General features: G+C 49.8%; 19 protein-coding genes. 11 read left to right on the top strand and 8 right to left on the bottom strand.

Annotated elements, in window-relative coordinates; genetic code table 11:
• The first annotated feature begins 283 nt into the window (after positions 1-283).
• On the top strand, positions 284-466 hold the full coding sequence (locus DXY31_RS17410; protein ID WP_137024958.1) for a hypothetical protein: 183 nt from the start codon (positions 284-286) through the stop codon (positions 464-466).
• A gap of 332 nt (positions 467-798) precedes the next feature.
• Here DXY31_RS17410 and DXY31_RS16995 read toward each other — a convergent pair whose 3' ends face one another.
• The 3 genes from DXY31_RS16995 to DXY31_RS10330 all read right to left on the bottom strand — a co-directional run bounded on the left by DXY31_RS16995 (position 799) and on the right by DXY31_RS10330 (position 2409).
• Positions 799-939, bottom strand: coding sequence for a hypothetical protein (locus tag DXY31_RS16995; protein WP_170953656.1), 141 nt, complete (start codon positions 937-939; stop codon positions 799-801).
• Positions 940-1339: 400 nt separating this feature from the next.
• Positions 1340-1852 (bottom strand): early protein (E6), encoded by a 513-nt coding sequence (locus DXY31_RS10335; RefSeq protein WP_114993725.1) that lies wholly within the window; start codon positions 1850-1852, stop codon positions 1340-1342.
• Positions 1853-2211: 359 nt separating this feature from the next.
• Entirely contained in the window at positions 2212-2409 is a 198-nt protein-coding gene (locus DXY31_RS10330) for a hypothetical protein (RefSeq protein ID WP_206749811.1), read from the bottom strand.
• A 769-nt stretch (positions 2410-3178) separates the two neighbouring features.
• On the opposite strand from DXY31_RS10330, the gene DXY31_RS10320 reads away from it, so the two are divergent.
• Positions 3179-3655: a DoxX family protein gene (locus DXY31_RS10320; protein ID WP_114993699.1), complete on the top strand. Its 477-nt coding sequence runs from the start codon at positions 3179-3181 to the stop codon at positions 3653-3655.
• Positions 3656-3769: 114 nt separating this feature from the next.
• Here DXY31_RS10320 and DXY31_RS10315 read toward each other — a convergent pair whose 3' ends face one another.
• On the bottom strand, positions 3770-3961 hold the full coding sequence (locus DXY31_RS10315; RefSeq protein WP_137024957.1) for a hypothetical protein: 192 nt from the start codon (positions 3959-3961) through the stop codon (positions 3770-3772).
• Between the two features lie 847 nt (positions 3962-4808).
• On the opposite strand from DXY31_RS10315, the gene DXY31_RS10305 reads away from it, so the two are divergent.
• The 6 genes from DXY31_RS10305 to dcd all read left to right on the top strand — a co-directional run bounded on the left by DXY31_RS10305 (position 4809) and on the right by dcd (position 7340).
• Positions 4809-5024 (top strand): Nif11-like leader peptide family natural product precursor, encoded by a 216-nt coding sequence (locus tag DXY31_RS10305; protein ID WP_114993696.1) that lies wholly within the window; start codon positions 4809-4811, stop codon positions 5022-5024.
• Positions 5025-5139: 115 nt separating this feature from the next.
• Entirely contained in the window at positions 5140-5787 is a 648-nt protein-coding gene (locus DXY31_RS10300) for a metallophosphoesterase family protein (RefSeq protein WP_114993695.1), read from the top strand.
• A complete protein-coding gene (locus tag DXY31_RS10295; protein ID WP_114993694.1) occupies positions 5784-6053 on the top strand; it encodes a hypothetical protein in 270 nt (89 codons plus the stop codon). The genes DXY31_RS10300 and DXY31_RS10295 overlap by 4 nt, the downstream gene beginning before the upstream one ends.
• Positions 6054-6123: 70 nt before the next feature.
• Complete coding sequence (locus tag DXY31_RS10290) at positions 6124-6369, top strand: hypothetical protein (RefSeq protein ID WP_114993693.1); 246 nt, start codon at positions 6124-6126, stop codon at positions 6367-6369.
• 36 nt (positions 6370-6405) lie between these two features.
• The gene (locus DXY31_RS10285; protein ID WP_114993692.1) at positions 6406-6744 is read left to right on the top strand and encodes a phenylpyruvate tautomerase MIF-related protein; all 339 of its coding nucleotides are present in this window, start codon (positions 6406-6408) and stop codon (positions 6742-6744) included.
• A 71-nt stretch (positions 6745-6815) separates the two neighbouring features.
• Positions 6816-7340 carry a dCTP deaminase gene (dcd, locus tag DXY31_RS10280; protein ID WP_114993691.1) on the top strand — a complete coding sequence of 175 codons (525 nt, stop codon included), beginning with the start codon at positions 6816-6818 and terminating at the stop codon, positions 7338-7340.
• A gap of 15 nt (positions 7341-7355) precedes the next feature.
• Here the strand turns inward: dcd and sodC are convergent, their stop codons facing one another.
• Complete coding sequence (sodC, locus tag DXY31_RS10275; protein WP_114993724.1) at positions 7356-7883, bottom strand: superoxide dismutase family protein; 528 nt, start codon at positions 7881-7883, stop codon at positions 7356-7358.
• Between the two features lie 108 nt (positions 7884-7991).
• Between sodC and DXY31_RS10270 the strand changes: the two genes are divergently transcribed.
• The 3 genes from DXY31_RS10270 to DXY31_RS10260 all read left to right on the top strand — a co-directional run bounded on the left by DXY31_RS10270 (position 7992) and on the right by DXY31_RS10260 (position 9872).
• Entirely contained in the window at positions 7992-8273 is a 282-nt protein-coding gene (locus DXY31_RS10270) for a hypothetical protein (RefSeq protein ID WP_170953655.1), read from the top strand.
• Between the two features lie 70 nt (positions 8274-8343).
• The gene (locus tag DXY31_RS10265; protein ID WP_114993689.1) at positions 8344-9546 is read left to right on the top strand and encodes a hypothetical protein; all 1203 of its coding nucleotides are present in this window, start codon (positions 8344-8346) and stop codon (positions 9544-9546) included.
• Positions 9547-9587: 41 nt separating this feature from the next.
• Positions 9588-9872: a helix-turn-helix domain-containing protein gene (locus tag DXY31_RS10260; protein ID WP_114993688.1), complete on the top strand. Its 285-nt coding sequence runs from the start codon at positions 9588-9590 to the stop codon at positions 9870-9872.
• Positions 9873-10119: 247 nt separating this feature from the next.
• Here DXY31_RS10260 and DXY31_RS10255 read toward each other — a convergent pair whose 3' ends face one another.
• The 3 genes from DXY31_RS10255 to DXY31_RS10245 form a co-directional block, all read right to left on the bottom strand.
• The gene (locus DXY31_RS10255) at positions 10120-10362 is read right to left on the bottom strand and encodes a Nif11-like leader peptide family natural product precursor (protein WP_114993439.1); all 243 of its coding nucleotides are present in this window, start codon (positions 10360-10362) and stop codon (positions 10120-10122) included.
• A 311-nt stretch (positions 10363-10673) separates the two neighbouring features.
• Positions 10674-10928 carry a Nif11-like leader peptide family natural product precursor gene (locus DXY31_RS10250; RefSeq protein WP_114993687.1) on the bottom strand — a complete coding sequence of 85 codons (255 nt, stop codon included), beginning with the start codon at positions 10926-10928 and terminating at the stop codon, positions 10674-10676.
• Between the two features lie 104 nt (positions 10929-11032).
• Positions 11033-11359: a Nif11-like leader peptide family natural product precursor gene (locus DXY31_RS10245; RefSeq protein ID WP_114993686.1), complete on the bottom strand. Its 327-nt coding sequence runs from the start codon at positions 11357-11359 to the stop codon at positions 11033-11035.
• Positions 11360-11527 lie beyond the last annotated feature (168 nt).

Here is an 11527-nt window from a genome sequence, read left to right as displayed (position 1 = left end):
TGTAGAAGGATTGTCAGTCTTTGATCCGTCATCACTGAGTCACAAAGGGCTCCATCATTGAGAAGCAGGCTGCTCGATTGTCAAGGTTTTTGATTGTGAGATCTTTGTTAATTCTTCTTCGAATTGATGCGGACCACTTGCGGGACTGCTGTTCATTCTTGGACGTAACGTAATCTTTACAACGTGAAGCGAAGGTTACATGGTAGGGACTTGCAAATCTTTGCTTCTTTGCGTTGCTCTTTCATGGGATATGAGGCCAGAATGTCTCCATGCAGGAGTAGGTATGGCCCGTCGCCGCGTCTTTCCAAGTCCTGAGACAAGGGCCGCTCAGAAACTTTACGAGTCACTAATTGTGACTGGTGTTGGCATTGCTTTGATTGGTATGGCTACGACTTGCTATCTGGCCTTGTCCGAAGCTGCCATTGCACCTTTTGACGCCTGGATCTCTGGACAGTCGTTTTTTTGAAAGGGCACTTCGTAACCCGCTCGTCCCATGCCACTAAATATCTTACATCGGTGGAAATTTGTGGATGCTGATTTTCATTATAGGGAATAATTTAGATCATTAACATTTGATTGATTGGTGTTATTTCGAAGATGTAGACCAATTATTGCGAAGCTGAATCTCAATGGCTCATTCCAGTCGCATTTGCTTGACGTCAAAGGGATCTACCATCGATGCCCTTGGTGGTGGTCAGTACAGAGTTTGCGATCAAAGCCGCAGCTGCACGGTCACAGAAGGTCTCTGGGCTGCATATGAATCCTTGCGTGAGCTCGAGCAAAAACGCGTTCAGTAATTCAGTTGTCTGCTTCAAGTCGCTTGAATTGCTCAGAAATCGGGGCAATCAGAGCCTTTGATTCCTCTTCAGTGAGATTGAGGTTTTCGGCTGCTCTCTCGATTAGAGCTTCAAGCGCTCGCCGTTTGTTGTGATCAGTCATTCCTGTTGTCTAGCGAGTCCTACCTATCGATGCACCACTCGCGTTCTTATGACCACACAGACCGCTTATCGATGAAGTCGTCATGAAGGAAGGCCTCAACCTTTGCTTTGAACTGGTTCGTACCTCAGGTTGAGGTCATCACCCAAAACCATCAAGAATGCGATCTCTGATTGGAACGAGAGGAGATGACAGGTCTGTTCCTCTTGATTGGTTCCGTAGCAGAAGGTGTCGAAATCAGATGGATCTCTCTCTGACTCGAACACATCGCCGTTCCTCAGTACAAATCTTGTCATCATCGTTTGAACCTATGAATATTTGATAGCCAGAGGGCGCTGATGAGTCATGTCATTGTGCAGACCAGGTCCTGATCTTCTGACAAGCTTGCATCTTCTTGCTCCCGTCACGATGGCTTTTCAGCTGAGCCTGTGTTGATTGGCATCAGGCTTGAGTGAGCAGAGGGTTTCTGGCCTGCGCATGCCAGACAGCCGCCATTGATGCGATAGGGGGCCAGATGTCCTCGTAGGCAAATAATCCCACGAAAAAACAAGACCTGACCTAGTTCGCGAGCATGGGCATCGGTCAGTGGCAGTCGCAGCCAACTGTCCGGTACTTGTCCCGTCAATGCATCGCGTTGTCGCTGAGCGTCTTCTCGTCTCTGTCGTTCTTCACGATCGTTCTTGGCACAGACACCCTCGACCTGCAGCTCTCTTGAACAGACCAGGCAAGCAGTGATTACGGGCTTTTTGCGTGCGGTGTTTGTTGAGAGCTTGTCACTTGGGACTTCTCTTTCTTTGCCACAGCTGCAACGGCACCACCAATAGGCATTACCACTTTTGGTACGGCGATCGGAGGCTCGAACCACGGTTAATCGCCCATAGATCTCGCCAACACGATTGCGGGGTTTCGATGGCATGCCAATCTCCACACCTCAAAGATTTAGCAGCGTGTTCAGGTACAAGCCTTATTCTTCGTCTTTTGTCAGATCGACACCAATCTCTTTCATCGCACTAACGGTGTCGTTGACTGAGGGCACTACTGCAACCCGCCTTTTGAGTTTGTCAAGGGGTTGAAGCAACCAGGTCCAGACAGACGATTTTTTGCTTTGCTTTTGAGTCTCCAAGCGTTCAGTTCAAAGCCTTCATTAATTTAGCGGCTCTTTTCCATACCGTTGTCAACCCAGGGAACTCCATTTTAGGTCAACTCAATTGATTGATTCTCAGACCCAAAGGTTTGGACTATCAGGTTTCAACCTCTTATGGATCACGATGAAAATCATCCTCTGATCTGATCGATCACATTGGTTTTAGCATTTAAAAGTCGTCCGACAATTCTAGTTGTTTCGCCTTCTCCAACATTCAGGTCCGAAAGCTCCTGAAATTTCTTGAAAAAGAGTTGATCAATTTCTTCGCAAAAATTGTCGTAAAAGATCGAAAGAGCCTTTTTCTTGTCTTCCCCATAGAGTCTTTCCACTGTCATTATTCAAGCAACGATGCCATCATTGTATCAAAAGTCAGTCTGGATGAGAGGGATTGGAATTGCTTCGTTGCTCCAGTTGGAACTCATCAAATAAGGCTGATGCGGCCAGTGGTTGATTTTTGGAAATCAGATGTTCGATGCGATTGGACAACCATTGCTCCAATCGGTCAATGTCTTTGCCTGACCAAACAAAGGTTGGCAACATCTGACTATGCTCCCTTTGCTTTGAGATCTTTGCAACTAGTCACTGGCTAGGACCCTTGATTTTTCTGATGTGGTCTCCATGAATAATTTCCCATGTCCCATCTGGATGAGTAATCAAAAAATATTCCTCGGAAAGTTGCTTTAATTTGTCGTTATTCATCGGATCAACTTACGTTCATGTCGACTTGCACCATTGTGCCGGTTGATACTCTCTGCAGATGTTTATGGCTCTTTGTGCTTGAGTCTCTGATTGGTTCTTCTCTTTCAACGCTTTGCTACAACGACCCTGCAACTCGCGACACTTGTTTTCGTCTCATTCACTTCAGGCCAATCGATTTGATTGCCCCAGGGTTGTGTTGCCGATTGCTTATCCGCGATTGGATTGATTTGATTGATGGAGATTCCTCCTCTCAATTCGAATCAGGCAAGTTGGGCTGGTGAGGACTAGGGATGGTTTCACCAGCACAACTCATTCCGTTTTCTTCTTCTGTTGCCTTTGTCGTCAACGGAAAGGCTTTGATCAGGTGTAGAGTTATCAAGTTTTGTTTGCCTGAAAGTCATGAGTGAAGAAACGTCGAATCAATTTTCCTCTGACTTGTGCTTACTGATTCTGCGTGTATCAGCAGGTGTCCTCATGATTCACCATGGTCTTGAGAAGTTGCAGGATCCTGCTGGATTTACCTCATTTATTGTTGATCAGTACTTTTCATTCCTACCTTTCGATCATGTCCTCTGGACATATCTTGCTGCCTACACTCAGATCATCGGATCGGTTGTTCTCATCTTTGGGATCGCGACTCGTCCTGCCGTGATTGGGTTACTGTCGACCATGCTGTTCGCCATGACCTTTCACCTTCTCGACACCGGTCTTCAAGGTGCTCCATTTGCTGTTGTTGATGCTCACAATTATGAATTTGAGACCTCAGCGCTTTACCTGTTTATTTTCCTGGTTCTTGCCATTGCCGGCTCAGGATCGCTGAGTTTATCGAGGATCTATAGAGACCGTTTCCCACTACCTCTACGAGGCTGGGTATGAACAGCTGATTGATCTTTTGATCCCAAAGGCGCGTGAGAGCCACAGTTTACCTTTGAGTATTTCTACCATATTCAGGCCCACCTGCGCAAAAAGCCCTCCATATGGGAGGGCTTTTTACTGGGTTTCTGCAAGCATCTGGTCAATCGCGCGTCGAGCTGCAGCATCTGCAGCCTTCAGTGATGGATATTCTCTACCGAGTTGTTTGAGGTGTCCCTTGGGTGAACCAAGCACGAGATATCCAGGACCACCAGTCATTTCTTTAATGACATAGGCCATGCCTCTGTGCTCGTATCGACCCTGGAGCATTGAACGGTTTTTGATCATTAATCATCGTTTAGCAGATTTATTGCTTTTTGACCGTCTCATATGGTGACTGGCTTGATCGGCTAGATCTTCTCTAGTACTGACCGGAGGTTGAATTACGGCTTGAGACTAGTTGGATTGAACTGACTAAAAATTTTACATATGTTTGCGGAAATTTAGCCATTTACTTGTTTTGTTAAGGCTCAGCTGAGAGCCATAGGCGTTTACGGTTTAAATTTTGATGTGCTGTGCGCTAAAGCCTTTTAAAAGGATTGTTTTTGGCAAGTTTCGAAATTTTGCTTTTTATTTAGTGCTTATTCGGTCGAGAATGCTGAGCTCAAACCATTTCCTGGTCTGCGGTCTCCCCATTTTTAAAGGGGTAGGGTTGGGCAGAGCTCTGAGGTCGACATTGCTCTTGTAGACAGAAGGAATATACGAATCTTCCATCAATCTGCGTATGAGAGTATTTTTAATGTATTGATCTCTAGCAAATGTAATCACAACTGAAATAACAAAGGCCGGTGGAATCGTGGCGATGAGGATGCTTGAGGGGTCGGCGGATTCGGTGAATTTTGGGAGAATGTAGGCAATATTAAAGATCAACAATATGGCGATGTAGATTTTATCGTTTAACAGGCTTTCTTCGAAATTCTTCTTTAACTTTTTCGTTGATAGTAGGCCGGGCTTCATTGAGTTTATTGCTTTTGGCTAATCTAATTAAATCTTTTGGTTGTCGATGCCAAAAACATCACATTCAGCTTGAACATTCAGTTTGAACATTGACTATCAACTTTTTCCTGTTTCCGATGTATGCCTCCACAGGCGATGATCAACTGCGTTGCTTGTGTCCATGGCTCTTGATCACTTGAAGGCGTTTCTGGTTCTGATGCAGAACGATCCAGATCTGAAAGATGCCGTGCTTGCTTCGTCTACTGCTGATGATGTGGCCAGGATCGCTGCTGATCGTGGCTATGAATTCGCCGGCGATGAACTGCTGCGCTTTTCTGGTCAAAAAGTGGGGCGTGTCACTGTCTCGAAGCGTGAAACTCCCGGCGAATACAACTGAAAGGCAGTACTTGTCCCGTTTCTGCTTCACCGGTTTTCACTGGGTTGTCGTTAAGACCTGTCGAAGCTGAAAGGCGTTGCTTAACTAGGCAAACCCTTGACGGGAGCAACCACCGATGACGTCTGCTGTTGCTCCTCTTGATGCATCAGCCACCGTTGTGGCAGTTGGCGATGTTCATGGCTGTGCCACCAGATTGATGCTGGCGCTTCTTCCCCACTTTCATACCGGGGCTGAACTGATGTTTCTAGGGGATCTTTTTGATCGATCACCCGAGCCTGAAGGTGACGCCAGGGTGATCGAGTTGGTGCGATCTTTGCAGGCCGAACCAGCTGCCTATGGACTTTCGGCTGTCACGGTTCTGCGTGGCAATCACGAGCAGATGTTGCTTGATGCGCTTGATGAGCAGCTTCCTGGTGAGGCCCTCAAGCTTTGGGTGCGCAATGGCGGCAATCAAAACTTCCTTGCTACCGCCCGTGATCATCGCGATTGGTTAGAAGCTCTTCCTTTCACTGCAATTCGGGGCTCATACCTCTTTGTTCATGCAGGTGTAAGGCCAGGTGTCCCTCTGGATCAGCAGCTGGAAAAAGATTTGCTCTGGATCCGTTCACCTTTTCTGGAGTGTGAGCATGGATTGCCCTACACAGTGGTGCATGGCCATACCTTCTGTAGTGATTTCGCTGTGACTCGTTTGCCGCACCGCATCGGTATAGACACCGGTGCTTTTCTGAGCGGCAGGCTCACTGCGCTGCCACTAACGGTATGAAGCAACTGCCTGGCCGCAGTCGCCCCAGCTGGCTTCAGCAGTTGATCCGTTGGGCTGCTCTGGTGATCGTCACGGTCTGGATGGTGACGCTTCTGCCGGTCTTGCTTGTTGTTGGTTTGATTGCAGCGGTTCTGTTGATTCCGGTGTTGAAGCAGATCCGTCAGGAAATGGATCATCTTGATCGAAGCCAACGCGGTGACCCTTTACCACCCAGGGATGTGACGCCCTGGCATCGACGGGTATGGAATCGCTGGCACAGCCGTTGATTCAGGAGAGCAGCGTTTCTTTCCCCCCAGCTGTTGGCATGATCTGCTTAGAACAGCATTTTTTTGACCCGTGGGCTCCAGCGACCCCCTCAGCCAAGCCAGCTCCATTGCTGCAGCGATCGAGCACTTGGCTGGTCAGCTCACTCCATCCGTGATTCGCGCTGCCAGGGCAGACCAGCGAGGACGTGCAGATCTCGATCGCATCGAGTACGCCCTTGGAACCATTGGCAAAGCATTAATCCTGACTGATTACGCGATTGATCAGGAAAAGGACATCGACAAACTCCAGGCTTTTAGAGAGTCTCAGCAGCTCTAAGTCGTTTAAGAATGATTCATTTATAAACCGATCCCCATGCCTTTGATCAATCTGCGCACATCGCTTGCGTCTGTCGATCATCGCGACGAGCTGCTGCTTGAGCTTTCAGCCAAGCTGGCCGAGCAGACCGGCAAACCTGAGGATTACGTGATGACACTGCTCGAAACCGATGTGCCGATGACCTTCGGCGGCAGCTCCGCTCCCGCCGCTTTGGTTGAGATCAAGTCAATTGGCTCCCTTCAGCCTCCTGCGATGACGGCGGCATTCTCTGAGCTGATTACGGCGCGGACGGGGATTCCTGCTGACAGGATCTACATCAGCTTCGATGATGTTCCAGCAAGTGCCTTGGGTTGGAACGGAAGAACTTTCGGCTGACGCGTTTTCTGTCTGTTGCACTGGCCGCTGCGCCCAGTTGTCCATAGCCTGGATGGCCATACATCGTTTTCATGGCGGTTCTCGGGCGTCAGGCCATCTTGAGGGCGATTGATAGTGGTGCCATCACAATCACACCCTTCCTTCCTGAGCATGTGGGTCCTGCATCAGTGGACCTCACCCTTGCCAGCAGTTTCCGGGTGTTTCGCAAAGTGCATGAAGTTGTCGATGTGAATGAACACACCGACTACCGCGCGTTCACCGACAAGGTGGACATCGCAGAAGGCGAACACATCCTGATGATGCCAGGCGAAACCATCCTCGGTATTACCGAAGAGCGTCTGAGGCTCGGCCCCGGACTGTGTGGATGGCTGGAGGGCCGCAGCCGCTTTGCTCGTCTTGGATTAATGGTGCACATCAGCGCTCCTTTCATGGGCCCTGGTATTGACAGCCAGCAGGTTCTGGAGATGAGCAATTTCGGCCCGGCTCCGCTCGCGGTTCATCCTGGAACGGCCATCTGTCAGTTCATCTTCCAGACTCTCGATGGCGAAGAAAGTTACCAAGGACGTTTCGCTGGACAAAACCAGAGCAGTTTCTGAGCCAGCGTCGACGAGTCAGCCTGCGATACCGCAAGCGATGCGAGCACCTCCGCCGCCGAGGGGAGGAACGTCGCTGTAGGTGTCTCCACCGGCATGCACGATCAGAGCCCGCCCGCGTAGATCAGCTGTGCTCAATCGCGGTGCCACAACTTCGGTTGTCGTGCTGCCGTCGGCATTCACAATCAGTCGACTGAGATCACCGCGGTGTCCATCACCGAAAGGACCGGCGTGTGTGTTGGTGTTGTCGGGATCCCAGTGTCCTTTGGCTGCAAGCCCTGGGATGCTGACGTTTTCATCATTGAGTTGCGCTTGGCAGGACGAGCCGGCATGCAGATGGAAACCATGCTCGCCTTCGCTCAGGCTGGTTAGGGAGGGTTTGATCACAAGTCCTTTCTTGCTGTCGCTGGCAAGAACCGTGCCGATCGACTCACCGACTCCGTCTTGGGAAATGGTGTGGATGTCAACTTCCAGTGTCTTGGCCTGAACTTGCCCGGGCAGCAACAGGGCGAAGCAGAGGGCCAACAGTGAGGCGAGAAGACGCATTGAAGACATCCAGTTCGAACCATTCTGCTGTTGAGGCTGGATGGCTGTGATTAACAACTGATGTTCACTGCTATCAGAAGTGCAGTTCAGCTTCCACCTGCTCAGCGCATGCAACTTCGGCTTGAGTCGCGCACGATCTCCCAGGCGATCCAGACCTGCATGGATCTTCTGGATGGCTTCCGGATTGTGGTGGTGATGGGTGATCGCCTTGCGCTCACAGGAATCTGCCTGGCACCGTTTATTGCTCCTCGGCTTGTAGGAGGAGCAACAACAGAGGATGAAGGGTTACAACTGGTCCAGCAGTTGAAACCTGATCTGTTGCTGCTGACTGAAGAGCTTGAAATTGGCTATGGCATTCGCCTGATGCAGAGAGTGCTCAAATATGGGTAGTTGACAGGTGTGCTAGCGGGCCTTTACTGGGGTTTAAGGCTATTCTTTTGGTACTTTAGCGGTACGCCTGATGCCAAAGCTAACGGGGCTAGCGACGGCAACCAGTGACCTAAGGAGCACCTATGGCGACCAGATAGCGGGAATACGGCTCAGAAGGGCTGTAAGGGGCGGCAGAGAGGTTTACAGCCTTCTCTGGAACGACGGAAGCAAGGCGCGGTCTCAGCAGCTGACGGCAACCAATGAGTTCGAAGCACGCGATTCAGCGAAGGACCTGCTTGATCAACTCACAGGGGTAAAGCAACCCACCACCGCCAATGTGCCGCCATCAGGGTTAGTACGGCGCACGCTGATTGCTGCGTTGCATACGAATGAAGCGAAAGGACTAAGGCAGGAAACAACTTCTTCGAACGCGAGGGCATTACATAGGGTTGCTGGCTTTCTTTCTGAGCGTGGGTTACTGCTCAATGCTGATTCGTTGCTGGCAGCGATCAAAGACACCGACATCAATAAGAGGGAGCGTCGGTCTGCAGTACAGGCGGCAAGGGCACTAGCGGAAGAAGCTCAGATTGCATTAGTGGTCCCCAAGTCTCTTGATTACGAGAACCCCCAGCCGATCAAAAGAGAAATTGATATGCGTGATTATTACGCAATTAACAAGGCTTTGAAGGAGGAATTAGACCAGCTGCCAGATTACGCGGCCTGGATGTTTCGCGTTGTTGCCTGCACTGGTGTCAGAGCTAATGCAGTGTTTTCGATGGAAATTCCCAGGCATGAGTTAACCCCAGGCCCTGGCAGTAGTCTTTACTATTTCGATTCAAAAAGAAGCAAGCGCAACAAACTTGTCAAGGCGGAAACAATCCCGACATTGATTTACGAGGATGAAAGTATGTGGAATGTATGGAAGCTGTGGAACGTGCCAGATGAAGTCAAGGTATTACAGGTGTTCGATAGGCGTCCAACAAATGAGGAGCTATATCGGTGGAACTTGCTATCTTCAGAAGCGCAGAAGTATTTGCGTAAACGGCTCCCACATCTCGAAGGATTATTGACATTTCGTATGCTTAGGCACATGACAGTAGAGAGGTTGTTTAGGCGGCTGGGAAGTGAGAAGGATTACATCATCGCTGCAATTGTCAGCACTTCAGTAGACCAGCTCAGAAAGACCTATTCCCAGCTGTACACCAATAAAGCGACATCGGTTGTTGCAGAAGCCTTCGATTACACAATCCGAGGTTCGGCGGACGACGTAAAAAGGGCTCTCGATAATCTTTGACCTGATCGCACTGGATACATTGAAGGGTATGGATAAAGTCAATGAGCAAAATCAAGAAAACACCCGAGCTACTAGCCAGAGCTAAACAGCTAATAGACCAGGGATGGACTCAGGCCGAAATAGCTGACGAGATTGGGGTGGGTCGGCCCACCATCGGCGCGTGGCTGGAGACTCCAGAGCAGGCTGCACGGAGAGAGGCAACGGCAAAGCAGTATCGAGAGGCCAACAGAGAGGCGCAGAAGGAGTACGACCGCAAGTACTACGCAGCCAACAGGGAAGCGAGGCTGGAAAGCAGCCGCAAGTGGCACGCGGCCCTGGCTGGATGACGCCAGGGAGTCGGAGTTGATTGCTGCCGCTGAACGAGTATTGGCCGGAGTTGTTAGTTGATTGCAGACTTGATTGCTAATTAAGCCCTGACTATTTCTGCTCAACTGCGCTCAATCGTGCCAGGTATTGGAGGCTGATTTATGAGCTTATTGGCGAGGTTGAAGAAGTAAAAAGCCCCTGCGGTTGCAGGGGCTTTGATGAGTATGCTCCCCACATTAATCCCTCAGGTCGATCATCAAATCCCAGTTACCAAGATGGGAATGACATGAAACATGGTAAACAATCTCCAGCACCACCAGCCGCACCTTCCAGCTCTTTTTCTGAAAGTCTTGATTGAGCCTTATTGAGGCCATCAGCAGAGATACTGAAACCTGCTTCCTTGGCAATAGCAGCAACATCATTGGCATCAGCTGCGGCTTTGAGCTGCTCCTGAAGGCTGGTGTTGCCTTTGGCGTTAGCCAGGAAAGCTGTGAGTTGTTCTTGTGTCATGGTTCTAAGGAGTGAATGTTTGGAGGCGTTGCCCCCTCGACTCCTTCAAGATCACAGCCCTACTGGTGAACCCCACTACACAGCTCTGGTGCAGCACCCAAGAAGTTCTGGTGAGCTTCTGGTGAATAGCTCAGAACTAAGTCAACATCTAGTTGGGCAACGCTTTGACCAGCCTGACTATCTCTGCTCAACTGCGCTCAATAGTGCCAGGTATTGAAGGCTGATTTATGGGGTTAGTCCGACCATTGAAGCAATAAAAAGCCCCTGTCAATTCAGGGGCTTTCGCGGGTGTGTAGGCTCTTGTTTAAAAACTACTTGTGCGTTACAAAAAGCGTAATTTTAGCTCTCCCGCAACAATTTCCTTTGCCCCCAGCCACGCCTTCCAGCTCCTCGTCGTTAACCGATTCCGATTGCATCGATTGAATATCTTCTGCGGTAATTGAAAACCCTGCTTCTTTTGCGATGTCCATAGCAGCTTCAGGAGAGGCTGCTGCCTTGAGCTTCTCCTGAAGGCTGGTGTCGCCTTTGACCTTCTCTAGAAAGGCTTTGAGTTGCTCTTCTGACATAGCTATCGGGAGTCTTTAACGATTATAGCAATAATGCCTTGAAGTGTCTTTCGCTAACAATTAGAGTGCTCAATCGTGCCAGGTATTGAAGGCTGATTGCGGGTTTATCGGCGGCGATCACAACGTCCGCCACTTTGTATACTGTAATGATAGTGAGTTTTTGGGACAGTGTAATCACAACAGTCTCCATAAGGGCTCAGGGGCTCGCCACAGCCAGCCACGCAGGAATCCCCCCCGCCGGCCGCATTTTCCATCTCCTTGTCAGAAACTTCTAATTCAGCCTTGTTGAAATCATCAGCAGAAATACTAAATCCAGCTTCTGTGGCAATCGCAACAACAGCATCAGTATCAGCAGCTGCTTTGAGCTTCTCCTGAAGGCTGATGTCTGCTTTGAGCTTCTCCAGGAAGGCTTTCAGCTGTTCTTCTGACATGGGTGATTGGCCAGTACAGAAGACTTAGCCATGGCCAGCAGCAGCGTCACCCGTACTCAGGGCACCATCCGGCCTGGTCCTTCTGAAAGGAGCTGAGCAGGCTCTACCATTCGTGGCTAGTACTGGTGTCCTAGTTTCATGGGCATGCCGGTTGATCACGGCGTCTAC

Origin of the sequence: Synechococcus sp. UW179A, assembly GCF_900473965.1 — a bacterium.
Lineage (GTDB): Bacteria > Cyanobacteriota > Cyanobacteriia > PCC-6307 > Cyanobiaceae > Synechococcus_C.
This window is presented reverse-complemented; position numbering and strand designations above follow the sequence as displayed.

Bases quoted from the DNA above. Each gene is read 5' to 3' on its own strand.
- DXY31_RS17410 (WP_137024958.1), top strand. From the start codon at position 284: ATGGCCCGTCGCCGCGTCTTTCCAAGTCCTGAGACAAGGGCCGCTCAG.
- DXY31_RS10285 (WP_114993692.1), top strand. From the start codon at position 6,406: ATGCCTTTGATCAATCTGCGCACATCGCTTGCGTCTGTCGATCATCGC.
- dcd (WP_114993691.1), top strand. From the start codon at position 6,816: ATGGCGGTTCTCGGGCGTCAGGCCATCTTGAGGGCGATTGATAGTGGT.
- DXY31_RS10305 (WP_114993696.1), top strand. From the start codon at position 4,809: ATGGCTCTTGATCACTTGAAGGCGTTTCTGGTTCTGATGCAGAACGAT.
- DXY31_RS16995 (WP_170953656.1), bottom strand. From the start codon at position 939: ATGACTGATCACAACAAACGGCGAGCGCTTGAAGCTCTAATCGAGAGA.
- sodC (WP_114993724.1), bottom strand. From the start codon at position 7,883: ATGCGTCTTCTCGCCTCACTGTTGGCCCTCTGCTTCGCCCTGTTGCTG.
- DXY31_RS10265 (WP_114993689.1), top strand. From the start codon at position 8,344: ATGCCAAAGCTAACGGGGCTAGCGACGGCAACCAGTGACCTAAGGAGC.
- DXY31_RS10255 (WP_114993439.1), bottom strand. From the start codon at position 10,362: ATGACACAAGAACAACTCACAGCTTTCCTGGCTAACGCCAAAGGCAAC.
- DXY31_RS10315 (WP_137024957.1), bottom strand. From the start codon at position 3,961: ATGCTCCAGGGTCGATACGAGCACAGAGGCATGGCCTATGTCATTAAA.
- DXY31_RS10295 (WP_114993694.1), top strand. From the start codon at position 5,784: ATGAAGCAACTGCCTGGCCGCAGTCGCCCCAGCTGGCTTCAGCAGTTG.
- DXY31_RS10250 (WP_114993687.1), bottom strand. From the start codon at position 10,928: ATGTCAGAAGAGCAACTCAAAGCCTTTCTAGAGAAGGTCAAAGGCGAC.
- DXY31_RS10270 (WP_170953655.1), top strand. From the start codon at position 7,992: ATGCAACTTCGGCTTGAGTCGCGCACGATCTCCCAGGCGATCCAGACC.
- DXY31_RS10300 (WP_114993695.1), top strand. From the start codon at position 5,140: ATGACGTCTGCTGTTGCTCCTCTTGATGCATCAGCCACCGTTGTGGCA.
- DXY31_RS10320 (WP_114993699.1), top strand. From the start codon at position 3,179: ATGAGTGAAGAAACGTCGAATCAATTTTCCTCTGACTTGTGCTTACTG.
- DXY31_RS10260 (WP_114993688.1), top strand. From the start codon at position 9,588: ATGAGCAAAATCAAGAAAACACCCGAGCTACTAGCCAGAGCTAAACAG.
- DXY31_RS10335 (WP_114993725.1), bottom strand. From the start codon at position 1,852: ATGCCATCGAAACCCCGCAATCGTGTTGGCGAGATCTATGGGCGATTA.
- DXY31_RS10245 (WP_114993686.1), bottom strand. From the start codon at position 11,359: ATGTCAGAAGAACAGCTGAAAGCCTTCCTGGAGAAGCTCAAAGCAGAC.